The sequence below is a fragment of the Corynebacterium canis genome, assembly GCF_030408595.1.
GTDB lineage: Bacteria > Actinomycetota > Actinomycetes > Mycobacteriales > Mycobacteriaceae > Corynebacterium > Corynebacterium canis.
This window is the reverse complement of record NZ_CP047080.1, coordinates 2,431,140-2,451,710: the sequence shown is the minus strand read 5'-3', so window position 1 is coordinate 2,451,710 and position 20,571 is coordinate 2,431,140. Positions and strand designations below refer to the sequence as shown.

At 61.2% G+C, this 20,571-nt stretch carries 17 protein-coding genes; 11 read left to right on the top strand and 6 right to left on the bottom strand.

Features of this window, described 5'->3' with window-relative positions; all coding sequences use genetic code 11:
- Nucleotides 1-60: 60 nt before the first annotated feature.
- Nucleotides 61-2,097, top strand: a complete 2,037-nt coding sequence (locus CCANI_RS10850) for a bifunctional copper resistance protein CopD/cytochrome c oxidase assembly protein (protein WP_146324110.1) — start codon at nt 61-63, stop codon at nt 2,095-2,097.
- A 504-nt stretch (nt 2,098-2,601) separates the two neighbouring features.
- Nucleotides 2,602-3,177: a single-stranded DNA-binding protein gene (locus tag CCANI_RS10845; RefSeq protein ID WP_146324111.1), complete on the top strand. Its 576-nt coding sequence runs from the start codon at nt 2,602-2,604 to the stop codon at nt 3,175-3,177.
- Here the strand turns inward: CCANI_RS10845 and fepB are convergent.
- The gene (fepB, locus tag CCANI_RS10840) at nt 3,167-4,243 is read right to left on the bottom strand and encodes a Fe2+-enterobactin ABC transporter substrate-binding protein (protein ID WP_146324112.1); all 1,077 of its coding nucleotides are present in this window, start codon (nt 4,241-4,243) and stop codon (nt 3,167-3,169) included. The two genes, CCANI_RS10845 and fepB, sit on opposite strands and share 11 nt — an antisense overlap.
- Before the next feature lie 275 nt (nt 4,244-4,518).
- Between fepB and CCANI_RS10835 the strand changes: the two genes are divergently transcribed.
- From CCANI_RS10835 to CCANI_RS10825, 3 genes are read left to right on the top strand one after another with little or no spacing between them, the layout of a single operon-like run.
- Nucleotides 4,519-5,430 carry a FecCD family ABC transporter permease gene (locus tag CCANI_RS10835; protein ID WP_146324113.1) on the top strand — a complete coding sequence of 304 codons (912 nt, stop codon included), beginning with the start codon at nt 4,519-4,521 and terminating at the stop codon, nt 5,428-5,430.
- Entirely contained in the window at nt 5,427-6,494 is a 1,068-nt protein-coding gene (locus tag CCANI_RS10830; RefSeq protein WP_146324114.1) for a FecCD family ABC transporter permease, read from the top strand. The genes CCANI_RS10835 and CCANI_RS10830 overlap by 4 nt, the downstream gene beginning before the upstream one ends.
- Nucleotides 6,485-7,276 (top strand): ABC transporter ATP-binding protein, encoded by a 792-nt coding sequence (locus CCANI_RS10825; protein WP_146324115.1) that lies wholly within the window; start codon nt 6,485-6,487, stop codon nt 7,274-7,276. The genes CCANI_RS10830 and CCANI_RS10825 overlap by 10 nt, the downstream gene beginning before the upstream one ends.
- A 1-nt stretch (nt 7,277) precedes the next feature.
- Here CCANI_RS10825 and CCANI_RS10820 read toward each other — a convergent pair whose 3' ends face one another.
- Nucleotides 7,278-9,002 carry a siderophore-interacting protein gene (locus CCANI_RS10820; RefSeq protein ID WP_146324116.1) on the bottom strand — a complete coding sequence of 575 codons (1,725 nt, stop codon included), beginning with the start codon at nt 9,000-9,002 and terminating at the stop codon, nt 7,278-7,280.
- A 178-nt stretch (nt 9,003-9,180) separates the two neighbouring features.
- Here CCANI_RS10820 and ettA point away from each other — a divergent pair, with 178 nt between their 5' ends.
- The 4 genes from ettA (at nt 9,181) to CCANI_RS10800 (ending at nt 13,331) form a co-directional block, all read left to right on the top strand.
- Nucleotides 9,181-10,851 (top strand): energy-dependent translational throttle protein EttA, encoded by a 1,671-nt coding sequence (ettA, locus tag CCANI_RS10815; protein WP_146324117.1) that lies wholly within the window; start codon nt 9,181-9,183, stop codon nt 10,849-10,851.
- A 216-nt stretch (nt 10,852-11,067) separates the two neighbouring features.
- Nucleotides 11,068-11,508 carry an acyl-CoA thioesterase gene (locus tag CCANI_RS10810; protein WP_146324118.1) on the top strand — a complete coding sequence of 147 codons (441 nt, stop codon included), beginning with the start codon at nt 11,068-11,070 and terminating at the stop codon, nt 11,506-11,508.
- A complete protein-coding gene (locus CCANI_RS10805) occupies nt 11,509-12,114 on the top strand; it encodes a DUF8185 domain-containing protein (protein ID WP_146324119.1) in 606 nt (201 codons plus the stop codon).
- An 86-nt stretch (nt 12,115-12,200) separates the two neighbouring features.
- Complete coding sequence (locus tag CCANI_RS10800; protein ID WP_146324120.1) at nt 12,201-13,331, top strand: cystathionine gamma-synthase; 1,131 nt, start codon at nt 12,201-12,203, stop codon at nt 13,329-13,331.
- A gap of 36 nt (nt 13,332-13,367) precedes the next feature.
- On the opposite strand, the gene CCANI_RS10795 is transcribed toward CCANI_RS10800, so the two are convergent.
- Both CCANI_RS10795 and CCANI_RS10790 read right to left on the bottom strand, forming a co-directional pair.
- Entirely contained in the window at nt 13,368-14,978 is a 1,611-nt protein-coding gene (locus CCANI_RS10795; RefSeq protein ID WP_146324121.1) for an FAD/NAD(P)-binding protein, read from the bottom strand.
- A 4-nt stretch (nt 14,979-14,982) separates the two neighbouring features.
- Nucleotides 14,983-15,363, bottom strand: a complete 381-nt coding sequence (locus CCANI_RS10790; RefSeq protein ID WP_186750198.1) for a globin — start codon at nt 15,361-15,363, stop codon at nt 14,983-14,985.
- Here CCANI_RS10790 and CCANI_RS10785 point away from each other — a divergent pair.
- Nucleotides 15,362-15,880 carry a hypothetical protein gene (locus CCANI_RS10785; protein WP_146324123.1) on the top strand — a complete coding sequence of 173 codons (519 nt, stop codon included), beginning with the start codon at nt 15,362-15,364 and terminating at the stop codon, nt 15,878-15,880. The genes CCANI_RS10790 and CCANI_RS10785 overlap by 2 nt on opposite strands.
- Nucleotides 15,877-16,716 carry a PrsW family intramembrane metalloprotease gene (locus tag CCANI_RS10780; RefSeq protein ID WP_186750201.1) on the top strand — a complete coding sequence of 280 codons (840 nt, stop codon included), beginning with the start codon at nt 15,877-15,879 and terminating at the stop codon, nt 16,714-16,716. Before CCANI_RS10785 ends, CCANI_RS10780 begins: the two co-directional genes overlap by 4 nt.
- Before the next feature lie 1,055 nt (nt 16,717-17,771).
- Here the strand turns inward: CCANI_RS10780 and CCANI_RS10775 are convergent.
- Together CCANI_RS10775 and CCANI_RS10770 are read right to left on the bottom strand one after the other, a co-directional pair.
- The gene (locus CCANI_RS10775; RefSeq protein WP_246118197.1) at nt 17,772-19,277 is read right to left on the bottom strand and encodes an alpha/beta hydrolase family protein; all 1,506 of its coding nucleotides are present in this window, start codon (nt 19,275-19,277) and stop codon (nt 17,772-17,774) included.
- 76 nt (nt 19,278-19,353) lie between these two features.
- Nucleotides 19,354-20,571: a glycerate kinase family protein gene (locus tag CCANI_RS10770; protein ID WP_146324125.1), complete on the bottom strand. Its 1,218-nt coding sequence runs from the start codon at nt 20,569-20,571 to the stop codon at nt 19,354-19,356.

The following is a 20,571-nucleotide window of genomic DNA, read 5'->3' as shown; positions in this document are numbered from 1 at the left end:
GCGGTCACCAACGTGGTGGTGGAGTAGGGTGGCTGGAATCTACAAACTACCCTGGGGGACATGTCTAACGTTGCAGTTGATACCCCCGCCGTGAGCGCGGCGTCGAAACGCGGGCGAGTGCGGGCATCATGGCCGTTATATGTGTTGTTCTTTTTCGTCGCGGGTGTGGTGGGGGCCTGGATATCTTGGCGCTTTTTGGGGGCGTCGCTGGCCGCGCTGGGTATTCCGGACCCGGGCGTGCTCACCACGGTCGGCTTGCCGTTGCTGCGTGCCGGGGGTTGGGTGCTGGCGGCGTTAAGCACGGGATCCTTCCTGCTAGCGGGGTTTTTGGTCTCGCCACGCAGCGATGAGTTGCGCACGGCGGAGCTGAGTGTGGACGGCGCGATTGCCTCCCGCACAGGCGCGATCTCTGCACTTTTCCTCGCGGCGATAGCCTTCCTTATGGTGCCCATGTACCTTTCGGACGTGTCCGGCGAATCACTGCTGCAGGCCGCAAAAATGGAAAACTGGGCGATAGCAATAAACCAGGTATCGACGTCCCTTGCGTGGCTGTGGGTGGGCATCCTCGCCGCCGCAACGGGGGTAACGGGAGTGTTCTCGCGGCGCTGGATCATGCAACCCGTTTTATTCTTCGGCTCGGTGATTATGATCGTGCCGCTCGGGCTGGAAGGGCACTCCGCCACGGGCGGCGACCACGATTATGGCACGAACTCCTACCTGTGGCACCTGCTGTTTACGGTGCTGTGGCTGGGCGGGTTGATGGCGCTTATCGCCCACGGCCGGCGTCGCGGCCTGGAACTGCGGCAGGCGGTGTCCAGGTATTCGAAGATCGCTCTGGTTTCGGTGCTGGTGATGAGCATTTCCGGGCTGATCAACGCGGGGATCCGGATCGAATTTTCGGATTGGTTTACCACCGACTATGGCTGGCTGATCACCGCGAAGTTTATCGGCGTGCTGGTGCTGGCCGCCTTTGGCTTCGCGCACCGAGTGTGGGCGATCCCGAAACTGGACGAGCGCCCGCAATTGTTCCGCCAGGTGGCGGTGGTAGAAGTGCTGGTCATGGCGGCAATCTGCGGCGTTGCTGTGTCCTTGGGGCGCACCCCGCCACCGCCGCCGCGGGAACCCGACCTGAACACCATGGATATCCAATTGGGCTACAAATTGTTTGTGGAGCCGACGATTTGGAACGTATGGACCATGTGGCGATTCGATATCGTGTTTGGCACGCTGGCTATCTTGCTGGCCGCCGCTTATCTCTGGGGCGTGTGGCGGCTGCGCTCCCGCGGCGAACACTGGGCGTGGGGACGCACCGCCTGGTTCCTCACCGGCTGCCTGATGCTGCTGGTAACCATGTGTTCCGGCATCGGCATGAATATGCCCGCCACGTTTTCCATGCACATGGTGGGGCACATGATCCTCTCCATGGGCGTGCCCGTGTTCTGGGTGCTGGGTGGGCCTTTGACGCTATGGTTGGCGGCGTTGGAACCCGGTGAGCCGGGGCATCCCGGGCCGCGCGAGTGGCTGGAGGTGGCTATTGATAATCCCGTGGTGCGCTTTTGCACTCACCCTGCGGTGAATACCATTCAGTTTCTGGTGATCTTCTATATCTTGTACCTCACCCCGCTTTACGACGTCGCGGTCACCGAACACGCCGGACACCTTGGCATGAACGTGATCTTTATATGGTCCGGCTGCATGTATTACTGGGAGCTCATCGGCATCGACCCCTTGCCCGGTCGCGGTGGCCCAATGGGCAGGTTGGCATGGCTGTCCGGCTCCCTGCCGTTCCACATGTGGTTCGGCGTGACGCTTATGCAGATGCAAACCATCCTGGCGGAGGATTTCTACGCTACGCTGGGGCTGCCTTGGGAAATGAACCTGCTGCACGATCAGAACGTGGGCGGCGGTATCGCCTGGGCCTCCGGCCAATTCCCGCTGGTAATCGTGTTCGGCGCGTTGCTGGTGGCTTGGTATCGGGACGACCGGCGGCAGATGCGCACCTACGACGAACATGCGGACGCCACGGGCGATGAAGAAATGGAGGCATACAACGCCATGCTGGCGCAGATGAATGCCGGCGGGGATCGCATCAACTGAGAGTTGGGGCGGGGGCTCTAGGGCGCTCGGGCGGGGTGGGGTATCTTGAGCGCTCATTTCGGGGAAAGCTTGGGTTAGTTGGATCCGTCGCGCCGCCATTTGCGTTGTCATGTTGCTGCGGTGGTCGGTCCACGAAAACCCTTGGTCAGGCAGATCTGACACGCTGAGGTGCTGGGGGTGGTGTTTCCGCAGGAGCGCGAAACGGCCGTGTTAGATGTGCCTGAGGCAGATCCGACAGGGCCGATGGTGCTAAAATTATTCACACTTTGCGCGGAAGGTTCGGTGCGGAAGCTCAGGGTTTCACGCCGCTGCGTGCCCATGCTTCGGCGATTGGGCATCGGTTGGAAAAGGTTTTGGGGGTTGGTGCGCGCTTGGCCTGTGGATAACGCATAGTTATCCACAGGTTGGCGGTCGATGCATGGCAAAACACTTCCCAAAGGTGGGGTGGGAGAGGCAGGCTAGGTGGAGAGATAGCAAAACTACTGAACGCTAAAGGAGCTCGCCATGGCGCAGCAAACTGTCACTGTTACCGGCCATTTGGTTTCGGATCCACTGTTGAAAAAGATCAGCGAGACTGGGGAAATCGCCCGGTTCCGCCTCGCATCGAGCAGGCGCAGGCTCAATCAAGGCACTGGGCGGTGGGAAAGCTATGACAACCTGTATATCGGCGTGGAGTGTTGGGGCCAGCTGGCGCGCAATGTGAAATCGAGTTTGCGGGGCGGCATGGCCGTGATCGCAACGGGCACGATGGTCAGCAGTGAATGGGATGATAAGGACGGTAATCGGCAATCTCGAATTGTGCTGAAGTCCACGCATATTGGGGTGGATTTGAGCAGGTACACGGTGAATTCGTTGCCCACTGCGCCGTTGCAACCGGTGGGGGATAAGCGGGTGAAGGCCCCGAAGGCCTTCGACCCGGAGGCGGAGGGTGGGTACGATGAAGACCTTACGGCCACCTCCGCTATCGACCCTGCACCGCAGCCGGGAGCCAGCGACCCTGCACCGCAGCCGGGAACCATTGACCCTGCACCGCAGTCGGAAGATGAGGGGCAGGAGGTTCGGGTGGAGGTTACTTCTTAAAGAGTTTCTCTATCTGATCCAGGAATCCGAGGGCGCTGTAGTAGTCCACGCGGAAAATCTCGGGGTCGATGGCATAGACGTGATCGCTATTAACCACTTCGGCGTCGGCAAGCTGCGGGTTCGACTTGATTTTGGCAACCGGATCTTCGGTGCCGTCGACATTGCTTACCAAGAAGGTTTTGCCGGTGAGAGCCTTGTCTAGGTTCTCCGGTGTGACGCGTTTAACGTCGGTGCGTTTGCCGAATTGCCCCGAGGTGTCCACGATATCCGCAGCGGGTTCCGCCACCTCAAAGCCGAGCTCGGCAAGCAATTCGCCCTGCGCGGATTGCTTGGTCCACAGGCTCATGCCTTCGCCCTCGGCGAGCGCCAACCCAATGTTCGTTGGTTGGTCGGGGACCGTGATCGCGTCCTTGACCTCATTTAGGCGCTTATTAAAGGATTCCAGCGTGCTTTCCGCATTGCTTTCCAAACCGGTGATCGTGCCCAGTTCGGTGATCAGGGCTTCCCAGCTCTTGTCGGAATAGTCCACCACCACGACTGGGGCGACGTCTTTGAGCTGGTCGTGGAGTTTCGTCGCGGAGTCGGCACCCGCGGCGGAGACCACGATCAGGTCCGGCTGCTGCCCCACGATTTTTTCCAGGTTTGGATCAAGGTGATAAAGGCTTTCCACATTGCGGTCCTCGGCAACCTGTGCCCACTGATTGAAGAATCCTTTGTCGGAGGCTGCAGGGCCGGGTTGCGCACCGCCGGTGGCGACCACCGGGGCGTCGATAGCCAATAAACTGCCGGTGACGGTGACGGTGGTGGAAACGATGCGCTTCGGCTGCGCGGGGATTTCAACTTTTTCGGTTTCTTTGGTGGCTTTGCCGTCCTGCACCACCAGCGAATCGACGGTGCGCGGCCACTGGCCTTGGTTTTCGCTGTCAGAGGCGCTGCTGCTGGCGGCGGTGGATTGCGCGCTTTCGGTGGAGTTTTCGGCCGGGGAGCAGGCGGCGGCGGTCAGCCCGACGGTAATGAAAAGACCTGCTGTGAGAATTCTAGTTCGAATGTGGGAACGCTGCGTCATGGTGGAGGTCCTCTCCTAAGTGCGCCATACAATTTGCTTAGGGTTGCTTAGCCTAAATTAGCGTATGGTTGCTGTCAATAGTTTTTGCCGAGTCTGAACACCGGAATGTAGGGAATTCGTGCCAACGTTAGAAACGAACATCGTCACGCATTCAGCGCCACCGACGCATTGGAAAACTCGCAGCATATGGCTTTTCTTATTGGTTTTGGCGGTAGCGGCGGGCAGCGTAATAAGTCTGTTTATTGGCGCTCGGGCAAATAAGTGCCGCACAAATTATGGGTAATCTTTCAAATATTCTGGCGGCGGTACACGATCCCCTTTCCGTGAACGCCGATTTCCGAGTTATTTCCGAACAAAGAATCCCCCGCACCCTGATCGCCGTATTTGTCGGCGCCGCCATTGGGGTCGCGGGGGCGCTGATTCAGGGACACACGCGCAACCCGCTCGCGGATCCCGGCATCGTCGGCGTGTCCGCAGGCGCGGCGCTGGGGGTGGTAGCTTTCACCGCTTTCACTGGGATCGCCAGCATGGCGTTTACTTCCATTGCGGCGTTCCTGGGTGCTATCGGCGCGACCGTACTGGTGTTCGTGCTGGCGAATGTGGGCGCGGGGCAGCTCAACCCCATGACCCTAGTGCTCAGCGGGGCGGCGCTTTCGGCGGTGCTGAGCGCGTTTACCACCTCGCTGATCCTCAGCGATGCCGGCGCACTCGAACGTATGCGCTTCTGGACAATCGGCGCCGTGAACAAAGGAAACCTGGAAACCCTCTACGTCCTGATCCCGGCCACGATCATTGGGATTACCATCGCCTTCCTAATGGCGCCGCAGCTTAACCTGCTCAATTTGGGTGATGACGTCGCGCAATCGCTCGGGGTAGATGCGGCGCGGGCGCGGGTGACCGGCATTGCCGTGATCGCGTTCCTTGCCGCCGTGGCCACCGCCGCCGCTGGGCCGATCAGCTTCCTTGGGCTCCTTACCCCACAGATCGCACGTTCGATTTGCGGGGTGGATTATCGGTGGGTGCTCCCATATGCGGCGGTGATCGGTGCGGCGCTGCTGCTGGTTGCGGACATGGTGGGACGGGTCGTCGCAAAGCCGGGGGAGATAGAGGTGGGCATCGTACTGGCGTTCGTCGGCGCGCCGGTGTTCCTGTACCTGCTGTGGCGCAATAGGGTGGTGCAACTATGACGGTTCGGGAACTGCCTCCGCTGCGGCTTGGCCCGATTTCCCGCGTGCGGCGGCCGTGGGTTGCGGTGGTCATCGGCGCGCTCACGGTCCTGATTGTGCTGCTTATGGCCGCGGGCATAGCCATCGGTGACTATCCGCTTTCCGTGCCGCGGGTATTCGGCATTGTGTTCGCAGGCACCGACGCGCCGATGGAGCGCTTGGTGGTGTGGAAGTGGCGCATGCCTCGCGTGGTGACGGCGCTGGTGGTAGGCATGGCCCTTGGCATCGCCGGTGCGCTCACACAATCGGTTGCGCGTAATGCGCTCGCCAGTCCGGATATCCTAGGAGTCACTTCCGGCGCCTCCGCATTCGCCGTTGCCGCAATTGTCTTGGGTAAGTCCGATACTGTGTTCGCGTGGCTGGCGGGCGTTGGGCTTTCGCTTGCGGCACTGTTTGGAGGGCTGTTCGCTGGCGCGATCATGTGGCTGCTGGCGTGGCGTCGAACCACCGACCCGCTGCGGCTGGTGCTATTTGGCATTATCCTTTCGGCGCTGTTCCAGGCGTGCCTGTATTTTCTGATCAGCCGCGCCGATATTTCGGACGCCGGGCAGGCCACGTTTTGGCTGCATGGTTCGCTGAACAGCCCGAATTGGGATCGGCTCCGCCCCGCCGCGCTGGTGCTCATGGTGTCCGTGTTATTGCTGGGGTGGTTGGGTTTTCTGGTCCTGGCGCATTCGCTCGGCCCCACGCTCGCCCAAGCGCTCGGCCAGGGGATGGGTCGCACACAATGGTCCATGCTTGGTGTGGCGATTGTGCTGTCGGCGATGTCCGTTTCCGTGGCGGGCCCGATCCAATTTATCGCGTTCGTCGGCCCGCAGATCGCGTTGCGGCTGCTGCGGAGTCCCACCCCGCCACTGTTTACGTCGGCGCTGGTCGGCGCGGCATTGTTGCTGGCTGCGGACATTGTGGTGCAGCTCCTGCCGCACGAATTGCCGGTCGGCGTTGTCACCTCCGCCACGGGCGGCGTATTCCTCGTGTACCTGTTAGTTCGTCAAAACCGAATGCTGGCCTCAACATGGAAATAGCAAAGATTTTTGGTTCGTCCGTGAGCTCTGGGTATCAGGAGCGCCTGATTCTCGACACCGTTGACGTGGCAATTCCCGCCCGCCGCATCACCACGATCATCGGCCCGAACGGTTGCGGCAAGTCCACGTTATTGCGAACACTTGCTCGATTGCTGCCGCTGCGTTCCGGCACGCTTACCCTCGACGGCGCCGATATGCACGCTTTTCGACGCCGCGACCTCGCCCGCCGCATTAGCCTCCTGCCGCAGGCGCCCCTCGCCCCGCCTGGGGTGACAGTGGCCGATTTGGTTTCCCGCGGCAGGCATCCGCATCAAAGCTGGTTGCAACAATGGTCCGCCCAGGACGAACGCGAGGTCGCCGACGCATTGGATATGGCCGGGGTTTCCGATTTAGCCGGGTCGCGGGTGGATTCGCTGTCTGGCGGGCAGCGGCAACGGGTGTGGATCGCCATGGTTTTGGCACAGCAAACGGACGTTCTATTTCTTGATGAGCCCACAACCTATCTGGATCTGGCGGCGGCCACCGAAATCCTGAACCTAGTGGCCTGGCTCAATCGGGAATTAGAACGCACGATCGTGCTGGTATTGCACGACCTAAACCTCGCCGCTCGCTATTCGGACCACCTGATAGTGATGCGCGAGGGCGCGATCGTGGGCGACGGCGCCCCCGCACAAGTGATCACCACGGAATTGCTCGCAGAGGTGTTCGGTCTGCGGGCGGTGATCATCGAGGACCCCATCACCGGCGGCCCGCTGATCGTCCCCTCCGACCTGCCCGCCTGACCTACCCGCGGGTCGCCGAGTCGAGCCGGAGCAGCGCGTCACCGAGGCCTATGGGTTGATTGCTGGTGATGCGCAGGCGGGCGCGCCGGGCGGCTTCCGTGATGCCGGCCAGGGTGGGGATGTGCCCGCCGGAGGAGCACATGCGCACCATGTCTTCTTCGAAAAGGTGATCGTTGATATTGCCGGGTTCGGCGAGGGTGGTGACCACATACACGGGGCCGCCGCCGACCCGCTTGGCAAATTCCGCCAGCCGTGAGCTCAGGGCGGCCGGGGCGCAGGTCGCGCCGGGGTCGATAAGAATGCCCATATTTGCGCCCTCGGTGCGCGGTGCCTCGTGCGGGGCCTCCACTTGGATATCCAAGGTCGCGGCGTTGCCGCCGTGTTTTGCCCGCACCTCTTCCGCATATACCGCCGCCGCGTAGCCTCGAATAAGAATTCGGACATCATCAGGGAGTTTGCCCAGGGCACCGGCCATTGGCTCGGCGCTCCACTGCGCGGTAATGCTCTGGAATTCTTCGAATGCTTGGTCGGTGGCGGCGTATTCGGCCACGGGCACCCCGGTGCGCATGACCCGTTCCGCGTGCGCCAGGCTTAGGCCCCGCCGATCCACCTCATGAACCAGCAGCCGCACCATAAAGCTTTCCTCATCGGCGAATTCCCGGCCCAATGGCGTGAGCCGTACGCGGCCGTCCTGCAAGGTCACCAGCGATTCCCCGGCTAGGAACCGCAGGAGGCGGGCGAGCCGCTCGGCGTCGAGTTGGAGGTGTTCGGCGAGCTTCGGGGCGTCGATAATCCCGTCGTCGATGGCGGTAAACACGCCGAGCTTAATGGCGGCGCGGATCAAAAACGCCGGGGCAAATTCCGTGAGTTCGTGCGCTTGTTCCATAACGGAGAAGCCGCCGCCGGTGATGGAACCGTCTTCCTCCACGGTCACGGGATTATCGCGCCAATAGCCCGTGAATTCGGAATCCTCTTTGGCAAAACCGCGGGCCCGCAACGTTTTCCGGGCGGCGCGCAGCTTTCCGGCCTCGCCGGCCACCCACGCGTACCCGGGTTGCGGCGGGAAATCGAGGGTTTCCAGGGCCTTTTGGAATTCGTCACCCTCGGCGCGCACCAGCCAGGTGATGGTGGCGTCGGCGTCCGTTCGCAGCTCGAAGATATGTTCGCGCCGAGCCACCTCAATCACGGCGTGGACAGGATACCCGGCGGGCAATTCCTCCAAGCCGCGCGCGATGGCGGGCAGGGCGGTCTCGTCGCCGACCAGCAGCAGCCAATCACGGTGGGTGGGCAGCGCGCGGCACGCCTTCGGGCCGACCACCCACAGCTTGTCGCCGACCTGGGCGGTTTGGGACCAGTTCTCCGCAAGCCCCACCCCGTGGCGGGCGAAATCGATAGCCAGTTCCTGAGCAGATTCGTCGAACCAACGTACGGTATAGGTGCGGAACAGGGCCTTAACCGTGGCGTCCCAGATCACGGTACCGTGCTCATTGAGCTGCGGTCGGGGACGCTCCCCGGTGGCGGGGTCTGGAAAGATCAGCCGCACGTCGTCGTCAAACCCCGTGCTGTGCAGGCGGTCGATGCGGTGCGGGCCGAAATCGTGGGCCCGCAGCTGCGGTCCGCCGAAGATAATGCGGCGCATGCCGGAGGTAATGTCTTCCACGCGGAGCACTTCGAGTTCGCGGACTACAATGGGGTGCATCTGCATATTCCGTTGATGTTTCGGCATGATCCGACCTTCCGAAGCGCGCAATAGTTGGTTAGGTTTTCCTAACCCTATGGAATTGCATTCGGGGAGTCAACGGGTGGTGCGGTACCCTTTGACGTGACTGACTCTGAGTTTTATCCTCGGGTATCCAAAGTTTTTAGCAGTTCAACCGCAATTCCAATCATTCTTAAGGGGAAACATGGGCGAGTTCATCTACACGATGAAGAACGTGCGCAAAGCCCACGGCGAAAAAGTCATCCTTGATAACGTCACCATGGCCTTCTACCCGGGCGCCAAGATCGGCGTGGTGGGCCCGAACGGCGCAGGTAAATCTTCGATCCTGAAGATCATGGCGGGCATCGACCAGCCCTCCAACGGCGACGCCTACCTTGAGCCCGGCGCCTCGGTGGGCATCCTGCTGCAGGAGCCGCCGCTGAATGAGGAGAAGACCGTCCGCGAAAACGTGGAGGAGGGCCTGGGCGAAATCTTCCAAAAGAAGCAGCGCTTCGAGGCCATCGCCGAGGAGATGGCGACCAATTACACCGATGCGCTCATGGAGGAAATGGGCAAGCTCCAGGAAGAGTTGGACGCCGCCGACGCCTGGGAGATCGACTCTAAAATCGAACAAGCTCTCGAGGCGCTGCGTTGCCCGCCCGGGGACGAGGCGGTGACGCACTTGTCTGGTGGTGAGCGGCGTCGAGTAGCACTGGCCAAGCTGCTGCTTTCGGAGCCGGACCTGCTGCTGCTGGACGAGCCGACCAACCACCTCGACGCGGAAAGCGTGCTGTGGCTGGAGCAACACCTGGCGAAATACCCCGGTGCCGTGCTCGCCGTCACCCACGACCGGTACTTCCTCGACCACGTGGCGCAGTGGATCTGCGAGGTGGATCGCGGCAAGCTGTACCCCTACGAGGGCAACTATTCCACGTACCTGGAAAAGAAGGCCGAGCGCCTCGAAATCGCCGGCAAAAAGGACCAGAAGCTGCAGAAACGCCTGAGGGAAGAGCTGGCGTGGGTGCGTTCCGGCGCGAAGGCTCGGCAGGCGAAAAACAAGGCGCGTTTGCAGCGCTATGAGGAAATGGTGGCGGAGGCCGAGCAATACAAGAAGCTCGACTTTGAGGAAATCCAGATTCCCACGCCGCCGCGCCTGGGGGCACAGGTTGTGGAAGTGCACAACCTGAACAAGGGTTTCGACGGCCGCGTCCTCATCAAGGACCTTTCCTTTACCTTGCCGCGCAACGGCATTGTGGGTGTGATCGGCCCCAACGGTGTTGGTAAGTCCACCCTCTTTAAGACCATTGTCGGCCTAGAGCAGCCCGATTCCGGCGAGGTGAAAATCGGGCAGACGGTCCAGCTTTCCTATGTGGACCAGGGCCGCGAAAACATTGACGGGGAAAAGACCGTGTGGCAGGTCGTGTCCGACGGGCTGGATTATATCCACGTCGGCCAGAACGAAATGCCTTCCCGCGCGTACCTTTCCGCCTTTGGTTTCAAGGGCCCGGATCAGCAGAAACCCGCCAAGGTGCTGTCCGGCGGTGAGCGCAACCGCCTGAACCTGGCGCTGACGCTGAAGCAGGGCGGCAACCTGATCCTGCTGGACGAGCCCACCAACGACCTCGATGTGGAAACCCTGTCCTCGCTGGAAAACGCGTTGCAGAAGTTCCCGGGCTGCGCCGTGGTGATTTCCCACGACCGCTGGTTCCTGGACCGCACCTGTACCCATATCCTCGCCTGGGAAGGCAATGTCGAGGAAGGCAAGTGGTTCTGGTTCGAAGGTAACTTCGAGGAGTACGAGAAGAAGAAGGTGGAGCGCCTGGGCCAGGACGCGGCTCGCCCGTCCCGCGTGACTCACCGCAAACTCACCCGCTAGCTCGCCAGTTTGTTCGATTTTCGGGGTTTCCATGTCGGTGCCCGCCCGGCCGCGCTTTTCAGTTAAAGTTCACTGCAATGCAAGGGCGGGTGGGGGCACCCCATCCCAGATTGCTATGATTTCCTTTGCAAAAGATATATAGCTGGAAGACCTGAGGGTCTTCTTCGGTGTACCCTGCAGGGTTAGCCGACCCCCATTGAAAGGATTGGAAAGAGCATGGCTGAAGCTACCGTAAAGTCTGGGCAAGTTGAAGGTGGTCTGATTCACACCTGCAAGGTGAAGCTACGTTGGTCGGACTTTGATCGCTTTGGTCACGTAAACAATGCTTCCTATATCGAGCTCGCGCACGAGGCCCGGGCGAAGTTCGCGGCCGACGGGTTCGGCGACAATGTGTTCGAGGAGCTGCCGGCGGTGTATATCCGGCGCCTCGAGGTGGATTACCTGCGCCCGATTCTGCCCGATACGGAGCTTGTGGAGATCGACACACAGGTCACCTATGTGGGCAGAACGTCGTTTGCCACCACGCAGCGCGTCAAGGACAGGTTTGGTAAGCCCTGCTGCGTGATCATCTGCACGCAGGTGTTTATTGACCTCGGCACCGGCATGCCGCGCCCCATCCGCGACGATGAAAAAGCCATTCTGTTGCGGGGAAAGTAGATGCCGCGCGTAGCACTTACTGATGGCCAGCAGGGCGCGGTGGCGATGCTGCAACGTGCCTTGCGTATCGACGCCGCGACCCTCGCCCGCCTGCGTCAGCGCGGCGACCATGTGGATATCTTTGTGCAAACCCCCTTTGGCGTGTTCGGTTCCCGCACCGCGGTGGGCACCTTGGAGGGCGGCGAGGTGGTTGCCCGCGCGGAAGATTTGGTCACCGCCTTGGCGGGTGGCGAGGTGGCGGATGCGCAAGTGTTGTGGCAGGGGGTATTGCCGCCCGAGACCGGCTTTCAGCTGGTAGATGAGGTGCCCGCCGGTGTGGTTTCGGACCTTGCGCGCAAGGGGAAGGATTTGGTGCGCCAGTTTTCCGGCCCGCTGGGCCCGCCGGTGTCGTTGCTGAACCAGGATGTGCTGCAGGTTTCCGGTGGTGGCGTGGAGGTTGGGATTCCCATGCGCATGATTTTTGCGGCCGTGAATCTGGGGTTTGTGCCGGGTGCGCAGCTGGATGTGCCGCGGCATTTGCGGGTGTCCGCGAATGGTCGGTGGGTTCGCTTGGATGCGGCCTTTGGCACGGTGTGGTACCAGCGGGGAGGCATGAGCCTTTTCTAGACTAAGCGGTATGGCACCCCAAGTCGCTTCTATGGACTGCTTAGTCTATTGTCGTTGGTATTAGTTACCGACGAAAGGATTCCACCATGCCAGGTTTTGCCACCTCCGCCATCCACGCCGGCTACGATCCCGACGCAGTGGGCGCGGTCAACCCGCCCATCTACGCTTCCACGACCTATGTGCAAGATGGTCTGAATCAATTACGCGCGGGTTTTGAGTACACCCGTTGTGGCAATCCCACCACCGCCGTGCTGGAATCCCTGATCGCCCAGCTGGAAGGCGGCCAATTCGGACGTGCATTCGCCTCCGGAATGGCGGCCACCGACGTGTTGCTTCGCGCCGTGCTGCGGCCCGGCGACCATATCATCCTGGGCAACGATGCCTACGGCGGCACCTATCGGCTTATCGACTCCGTCTTTGCAGCCTGGGGCGTGGAATACTCCGTGGCCAACCTTTCCGACCTCGATGCCGTGGCCGCCGAATTGCGCCCCAATACGAAACTAATCTGGGTGGAAACCCCCACCAATCCCGCCCTTGGCATCGCCGATATCGCGGGGATCCGTGCCCTCGCCAGCGCCCCAACCTTGGTGGTGGACAATACCTTTGCCACGCCCTACCTGCAACAACCCCTAAGCTTGGGTGCGGACGTGGTGCTCCACTCGTCGACAAAGTACCTCGGCGGGCACTCCGACGTTGTAGGCGGCTTGGTGGTGACCAACGATGCCGAGCTTGACGAGCAGCTGGCATTCCTGCAGGGCGGCGCCGGTGCGATCCCCAGCCCCTTCGACGCCTATCTGACCATCCGGGGCATTAAAACCCTGCCCGTCCGCATGGCCGCGCATTGCCGCAATGCGCAAGCCATCGCCGAATATCTGGAAGGGCTCCCGCAAATCAAACAAGTGCTCTATCCCGGGTTGCCCTCCTGCGCCGGACACGAGGTGGCGCGCCGCCAAATGAGCGGCTTTGGCGGCATGATCTCCGTGCGCTTCCACTCCGAGGAAGCCGCCCGCCACTTCTGTACCAATACCAAACTCATCTACCTCGCGGAATCCCTCGGCGGCGTCGAATCCCTGCTCGAACATCCCGCGACCATGACCCATCAATCCGCCGCCGGATCCCAGCTGGAAGTCCCCCGTGACCTAGTGCGCATCTCCGTGGGCATCGAGGACCTGGACGACCTCCTCGCGGATATCACCGCCGCGCTCCCCGCGGCTTAGCCCGCTGCGTTGCTGGCCACGGCTGCGCGCATTCGCTCACCCTTGCCAACCAAGCAGGCTCCGTGCCACACGGTCGGTTTCTTGCAGCATGGGGGCATCCGTGCCGGGTACCGGGCTGATGGTGGTAAACCCGATCAGCGTATTGAGCGGTATGCCAGCCATATGCAATGCCTCGTCCACGGTCCCATCGCGGTGGATAACCCGCCCGGTGGATATTTCAACATCGATCGAAGCGGTTGGCGAACCATTGCTTAGGCAAAACGGCCGGATTCGCCCCTGCTCCAAAAGGTCCCGAAGCACGGGGTCGGCGGTGCGGCGGATATCCGGTGCGGGCAGGCGGGCCTCAATCAGATATTCGGCATGCACCGGCTGAGTAAGGTCGCGCGAGCGCAAACTAAAGCTGCCGCTCAGCGATTCCGCGCGGCCCGCGAACCTTACGATCCCGGCCTCCACCAGCGCCAATAGCTCGCGGCTCCGGAACGCCGGCGGGCCGAAACCCACCAGCCGTGCAAAGGCCATAAAGTCCTTGAACGTGCTGCGCATGGAATCCGGGGTGTAGCGCCCACCCGCGCCCAACAGGGTTATGGACTTCCGTGCGGCACCGATCTCCCGCAGCGCGGACTTCAACGGTGAGGCCGCGCCACGTGCCGCTTCGGCAATATCCTCACGCAGCCCATCCGCGATCAATTCGGTAATGCTTTCGAGCGTTCCCGGGGCACCCCATGGAGCCGCCACCCGTTCCAATACCTGTGCGAATTCCGCGGCGCTCGCTTGAGGATCGTATGCGAGCCGCGCATCCTCCATGATCGCGGGCAGCACCTCCGCGCCGAAATCGATGCTCGGTCGATCCCGCAGCTCCCGCGTCACCCGCCGGGTATTGGCCAATACGGCGGGCGGCGGAAGTTCGCCACCATATTCGGGTTTCGGCAGGAACGGGTAGCCCCGCCGCGAGGTGACAATCAGCCTGGGTGCCCTCCCGCTCGCCACATAGCGCAGCTTGCCGCCGCCAGCTTCGGTAAAGCGCCCGCCGCGGCCGAGGGTCAGCAACGCCATCGTGTCAAAGAAACCCATGCCCAACCCGCGCACCAGCACATTCGCACCGGCGGGGATGCCGGAATAGTCCTGGTCCACCGGATTATCCGGTGCCACGCGCCGCGGCACCGGTGTATCTTCAGTGCGCAGCCAACCACCCGCATAGACGATGCGGGAGGCGGTAATGCTGCGCCCGCTGGCGAGCTCTAGCGTCTCGCCTTCGATGCGCACGACTCGGTCTGTATGTTCGATCACCGTCACGTGATCGGGCAGGTGTTCGAGCACCCAGGCGTAGACCCAGCGCAAATACTCGCCATACACGGCGCGCTCCGGATGCGACCCGGCGGGCCAGGCGCCGCCCGCCCATTCGAACAGCGTGGGGCCCTCGCGCACCGGCAAGCGCACCGAGGCGCCCGGCTCGGTAAACAGCGTGACCTCGCCGGCCAGGGTATTCATGCACAGAATGCGTGTTTGATCCGTGCGCCAGATTTCGCCGGCGCCAGGCTGCATGGCGTCGATGAAATGGATGCGGAGGGGCTCGGCGGGCGGTACCGCGGTCAGGCGCTCCAAAATGGAGATCCCGCGCGGGCCACCCCCGATGATGGCGATTTCCATGCGATTATTCTACGTTGACGAGCATATTGGCCACGCGCTCCATGTGATCCCACAAGGCTGCGCGGTGCGCGTCATCCAGCGTGTCAGCGTCAATGGTGTCGATGGAATTGCGCATGAGTTGCAGCCAGCGGTCGCGGGCCGCGGCGTCGATAGTAAACGGGAAGTGGCGCATGCGCAGCCGGGGGTGACCGCGTTCGGCTTGGTAAGTCTGCGGGCCGCCCCAATATTGCGCGAGAAACATGCGGAGGCGGTCCTCGGCGCCCTGCCAATCATCCGCCGGATACATTGGGCCCAAGATGTCATCAGTGCGTACCTGCTGGTAGAAGTGGTGGACGATGCTCCGAAACGTTGCCTCGCCGCCGACCGTGTCATAGAAGGTTTCCATGCCAACCACTGTATTCCTACACGATGTTCGACTCGCATTATTGGTCCTCTTTTTGCTAGCCGTGCCGTGGGCAGTACCAGCGTCGCTGAACGCAGTCGTGCCACGTCACACCGTAGCCGCAGGTCAGGAGGAGGTTCGCGTGGGCCAAGGCGCCGCGCGCTTCCAAGTGCCCCAAGGCTTTGAGCGTGTTTTAGGCACCAATCGCGACGCTCGAACATATGAGCGAGGGACGCAGCGGATTGCTGTGCGCATAGTCAGCGGCGTGCGCGACCCAGACGCCGGCGCTCAGCGCTACATTTCCAACCGCATGGACAACGCGCGTATCGACGCCCCCCTCCTCGGCGCCCGCTACCAAGGCTACCGGTGCAGCCTGCACGCCGACGCCATGAGCGGGGGACAATGCACCGTGATCACACACCAGGACTACCTGGTTGCCATCACCTCTACCAGCACCGATGCGACCCAGCCGGTGGCCATCGAGGAACTACTCCGAGAGCTGACCGTGGAGGTGACATGAACCGCGTTTACCAGCCGCGATCCGCGCTGTGGTGGGTGATGCTGGCGTTAGGGGTGGTCGGGTACCTCTCCTATATGGAACTCATGGCCGCGCGGGTGAACTCCGCCGTGCTGGCCGGCGGGATGGTTGTGCTGCTCGCGCCAGTCCTTTGCGGGGTGGTGATCTGGCATTGCTCCCAAAGCCGGCCCTTGCGGCCGAGCGTTGCCAGCGTGGCGTTTCTGCTAGGCGCGTGCGGGGCGACCTGGGTGGCCATGCAAGGCAATCAGGCGTTCGGATTCCTTTATTATGTGATCCCGAACCATGCGGAAGATTGGCAGCCCGCCATCGCTGGGCCGTTTACTGAAGAATGGGCAAAAAGCGTGCTTATCCTGCTAATCGCCGTCCTGTGCGGGCTGCGCCATCCCGTGCAGGGGTTTTGCATCGGGGCCTGCGTCGGGTTGGGTTTCCAGACCGCCGAAAACATTTTCTATGTGGCGCGGGGTGCTGTGGAGGATCCGAACAGCGATGTGGAAGGGGCCCTGATCACCGCCGTGCTGCGGCTCTTTACCGCCCTGGCGTCCCACTGGGCATTTTCCGCCTTCGCTGGGGTGGGCGTGATGTTGCTGCTGGCTCGGCGTTGGTTGAGCGGGATCGCCCTGGTGTTTTGCGGCTACCTGTGCCATTTTCTTTGGAACACCCCCGTGGAGATCGGTAATGGGCTCGGCGTGCTCGCCCTGAAAATGCTCATTGTCGACGGCGCATTGTTCCTGCTAGTCCGTTGGATGGTCCGCGCGGATGTTTCTCAGGTTGCGGGGGAGGGGCGCGGGCGATGCGCAGGCGATGTGGTTCCGGGGTGAAGCGGGCGCGGCGGGGATGTGATGCTTCGGGGGTGAAGCGGGCGCGGCGGGGTTCCATTAGTTGCGCGTGATCTAAAAATCCTCTCTGAGCGCCCGAATTTCGCTGTGCTATAACTATGGCGGCCGAATTTCGTCACAGTGACGTTATTATGGACTTTCGGTTGTCCGCAACCTATTACTACATCTGGAGTTGAACGGTGTCTACCGATATTTTTTACATCAAAATCCAGAAATCTGTGTAAAAAATATCGCGGCGGCGGCCCCAGGCGGCCCTGAGCGATGAAAATTACACAGAATTCGGCTTTCGTGTGTAAAAAACTTCATGCGCAGCACACAACCTATCCTTATCGGGCGGGGACCGCCTGCAAGCCACTCGGTTTGCGCCGCTTCGGCCTATACCCCGCCGACTCACTTGCCATGGGAGCAGGTTGTGCTGCGCACTTTTGCCCTGTCGGCGCCACGGCGTGCGGAGGGGTTCGAGGATGGCTATGGATCCATAGCAAGTGGCGCCGAGGTCGGCGCCGTGAGATCGGCGATGCCAGAAACCCGAAAGAATCCATCACGCAGAGGCCCGCCAAGCCAAATTTTGGGCGCATCATTTCCAGCCAAGAAGAACATATAACCTCATATATTGAAGCCGATGGAAATATGGCGCCGTAGCAGCCTCGCTGAGGCCTTGGAATTCGCTACCCTTAGTCGACCATGGCCGAGTTCCGTTAATCGCCCCATTTTGATACGTTAGGCAGTGCACAACCTATTCGAACTTCGGGAGTTGAACGGTGTCTACCGATATTTTTTACATCAAAAGCCAGAAATCTGTGTAAAAAATATCGCGGCGGCGGCCCCAGGCGGCCCTGAATGATGAAAATTACACAGAAATCGGCTTTCGTCGTGTGTAAAAAACTTCATGTGCAGCACACAACCTATCCTTATCGGGCGGGGACCGCCAGCAAGCCACTCGGTTTGCGCCGCTTCGGCCTATACCCCGCCCGGCAGGCGAGGGAGATCGCCGGGCAGGGCGCGGATGTTTAGCCGAGGGATCTGACCGCGCGCGTTTAGCCGAGGGATTTGACCCAGTCGATGAATTTGTCTGGATCTTCGTTGGCGCCGTGGCCGCCATCCCAATAGTAAGCGGTGTCCACCGAGTCTCCGATACCTCTCAGTAACGAGTCAAGATTGCTTACTATTGTGAGGCTGGTGTCAGAGTCCTTTGTGCCAACGCGTAGGAACCAGTGCTTGGCGCGCTTTTCGTACTCGTCCGCAAGGAATCGCATGGGATTCATGCGTATTACTGCTTCTTGGACGTCGTCTTCTACCTTTCCGCCTTGCCCACGTTCGGTGAAGTGGCGGGCATTTTCGGTACTGCTGCCGAAAAGGATGTTTTCGCCGGTACTGAGATCCGGTTTATCAAAGGCTGGAGAGGTCTTTTTGTGCCCAACGTAGGAGATGTATTCTTCCCAACTGAAGTCATCCTTCACCCAGGAGTTTTCGCCCTCATACGTGGCGCGGTCTTCCTCGCTGAGATTTTCAAGGTAGCGTTTCGCGGCCGGTTGCACGTGGGTCTTCAGGATGTGTTCTGCCAAGTTATCTGCGGTGAGTTCCTTGCCAGATGAATCCTTTAATCCAAGTTCTTTCATGCGGGCCGAGAATGCTTCTGCCAGCTCTTTTGCCTCGTCGCTGGTTTCTAGGAAGCACCATGCGTAGGCGGCGTCAGCGTATTCAAGATCTGTAATCGGGCAGTATCCGGCGGCTGCGTGGATAGCGTCGGAAGTCTCGGCAGCACCGATGGCTTTGAGGTCATTTGTATAGAGGTCGCTGTCGCCCGAGGCGCCGAGTAGCACGGAGAGAGCTCCACCGGCGGAGCTGCCGGAAGAGACGATGCGGTTGGTGTTGCCCGGGATGGTGTCCGCATTGGCCTTGAGATAGCGAACTGCGGCCTTGAGATCCACGATGGCTGCGGGTGCTTTTCCATAGTAAGTGCCATCGTCGGCTTGATTGTCTCGGCCGCGGGCCCCTGGTACAACCACAGTCAAACCATTGATCAAGGCGTAGTCACCGACATCAACGCGCTGTCCGCGAGCCATTTGTTCGCCGGATCCAGAGGGTACCTCGCCGCCATCACCACCACCGTTGGGCGGACCGCTCGGATTATCGGTTGGTGGGGTCTGCGTTGAATCGATGGGGCCACCAGGGCCGCCCTGATTATTCGGCGAGGAGGAAATATATCCGCCGATATTCAGGGCGAACACGATCGGCATCCCGGACGGGTCCACATCTTTGCCGCCCACCTTGGTGGGTTGCTTGATGTTCAGGCATTGGTAGTTGGTGTCCACGGGCTTGGATACGTACACCACTCCGGACCATTCCCGGTATTCCACTTCCACATCGTTGATGGTGGTTGTCTTTTCCGTATAGCCCTTCGAATCAAACACCAATTCAGATGGCAATTCGGCACTGGAGGCGGCGGCACCAGTGGAATCCTCGGTGGTTGTGCCGCTGTTTGAGCAGGCCGCAAGCACCGATGAGAATAGAGCGAGCTTGATAAATCCACGGCGTTTCATAGTGCAAAGCTTAGGCGCGCTTCCTGAATATTCGCTAGTGGAAACTTGAAAATGTGCCGAATTTTAAGGTTGTTCGTTACACAGCTTGAAGCCTTAAGGCCTTGCGCGCGCTCCGCCCATTGATGGCTGAGCCGAGTTGCACGAGCCGCATGGTGCGTTCCGTGGCGTCGGCAAGCAGGGTGCCGCCATTCTTGACAGCCTGTTCGAAATCCATGGGTACGTTCATGATGGAAGCGATGGCGCTGATACCCACATCGTGCACGCTCGGCGCCCCTTTGCCCAACGATCCGGCCAACGCCAGCACGGGCACTCCGGTGGTTTGTGCGCGGCGCGCGATTTCGGCGGGAACCTTGCCGTGTGGCGTTTGGAAATCGATGGCGCCCTCGGCGGTGATAATGAGGTCCGCCTGTGCGATGAGTTCGTCCAAGGAGCCGGTCGGTCCAGCGGAAACGCTACCCAACAGCACATCGAATCGGTTTTCTAGCTGTGCGCCGAGCGCGGCAAGGCCCGCACCCAGGCCTCCGGATGCGCCGGTGCCTGGTCCGGTGTACAGGTCGACGGTGGGGGAGCAGTGTTCGGTAAGCAGGCGAGCAAAGTTGGTGAGCGCGGCGTCGAGAAGCGACACTTGCTCCGGAGAAGCCCCCTTCTGCGGCCCGAAAACGGCGGCCACGCCGCGCGGTCCCGTAAACACATTATGCATATTACAGGCGAGCTGCACCTTTGCGCATTTCCACGCCGGATGCAAACCAGACGTATCGACGGCCGCGGCATCGATGAGCGCAGCACCGCCCGCCGGGATTTCAGCTCCACGCGCGTCGAGTATGCGCACGCCAAGGGCCTGGAGGGCACCCGCGCCACCATCGCTGGTGCCGGAATCCCCGCAGCCGACGATGATGTGCCGCATGCCGTGGTCCAGGGCATCCGCAATGAGCTGTCCGACCCCAAATGTGGTGGTCGCGCCGGGGTCGCGCTGGTCGTGCGGAACCAAGCGCAGGCCCGCGGCGGAGGCCATTTCGATCACGCCGGTGTGGTTTGGCAATTCCAGCCAGGTGGCGGTCACGCTGCGCCCGACCGGGCCGGTGACTTCGAGGCTGTGGGGGATGGTTTCGGCGCGGGTGGCCAGGATCTCCAAGGTGCCTTCGCCGCCGTCGGGAACCGGGTAGGTGTCCACGTGGACGCCGGGGTACACGCGCCGCACACCTGCGGCGATGGCGTCGGCAACTTCGATGGCGGAGAGGCTTTCCTTGAAACCTGATGGGGCAACAAGAATACGCTCGGGCATATATACAGTCAT

Excerpts from the sequence above, each read along its gene's own strand:
- CCANI_RS10850 (WP_146324110.1), top strand. The coding sequence starts at position 61 with ATGTCTAACGTTGCAGTTGATACCCCCGCCGTGAGCGCGGCGTCGAAA.
- CCANI_RS10845 (WP_146324111.1), top strand. The coding sequence starts at position 2,602 with ATGGCGCAGCAAACTGTCACTGTTACCGGCCATTTGGTTTCGGATCCA.
- fepB (WP_146324112.1), bottom strand. The coding sequence starts at position 4,243 with ATGACGCAGCGTTCCCACATTCGAACTAGAATTCTCACAGCAGGTCTT.
- CCANI_RS10835 (WP_146324113.1), top strand. The coding sequence starts at position 4,519 with ATGGGTAATCTTTCAAATATTCTGGCGGCGGTACACGATCCCCTTTCC.
- CCANI_RS10830 (WP_146324114.1), top strand. The coding sequence starts at position 5,427 with ATGACGGTTCGGGAACTGCCTCCGCTGCGGCTTGGCCCGATTTCCCGC.
- CCANI_RS10825 (WP_146324115.1), top strand. The coding sequence starts at position 6,485 with ATGGAAATAGCAAAGATTTTTGGTTCGTCCGTGAGCTCTGGGTATCAG.
- CCANI_RS10820 (WP_146324116.1), bottom strand. The coding sequence starts at position 9,002 with ATGCCGAAACATCAACGGAATATGCAGATGCACCCCATTGTAGTCCGC.
- ettA (WP_146324117.1), top strand. The coding sequence starts at position 9,181 with ATGGGCGAGTTCATCTACACGATGAAGAACGTGCGCAAAGCCCACGGC.
- CCANI_RS10810 (WP_146324118.1), top strand. The coding sequence starts at position 11,068 with ATGGCTGAAGCTACCGTAAAGTCTGGGCAAGTTGAAGGTGGTCTGATT.
- CCANI_RS10805 (WP_146324119.1), top strand. The coding sequence starts at position 11,509 with ATGCCGCGCGTAGCACTTACTGATGGCCAGCAGGGCGCGGTGGCGATG.
- CCANI_RS10800 (WP_146324120.1), top strand. The coding sequence starts at position 12,201 with ATGCCAGGTTTTGCCACCTCCGCCATCCACGCCGGCTACGATCCCGAC.
- CCANI_RS10795 (WP_146324121.1), bottom strand. The coding sequence starts at position 14,978 with ATGGAAATCGCCATCATCGGGGGTGGCCCGCGCGGGATCTCCATTTTG.
- CCANI_RS10785 (WP_146324123.1), top strand. The coding sequence starts at position 15,362 with ATGCCAACCACTGTATTCCTACACGATGTTCGACTCGCATTATTGGTC.
- CCANI_RS10790 (WP_186750198.1), bottom strand. The coding sequence starts at position 15,363 with ATGGAAACCTTCTATGACACGGTCGGCGGCGAGGCAACGTTTCGGAGC.
- CCANI_RS10780 (WP_186750201.1), top strand. The coding sequence starts at position 15,877 with ATGAACCGCGTTTACCAGCCGCGATCCGCGCTGTGGTGGGTGATGCTG.
- CCANI_RS10775 (WP_246118197.1), bottom strand. The coding sequence starts at position 19,277 with ATGAAACGCCGTGGATTTATCAAGCTCGCTCTATTCTCATCGGTGCTT.
- CCANI_RS10770 (WP_146324125.1), bottom strand. The coding sequence starts at position 20,571 with ATGACTGTATATATGCCCGAGCGTATTCTTGTTGCCCCATCAGGTTTC.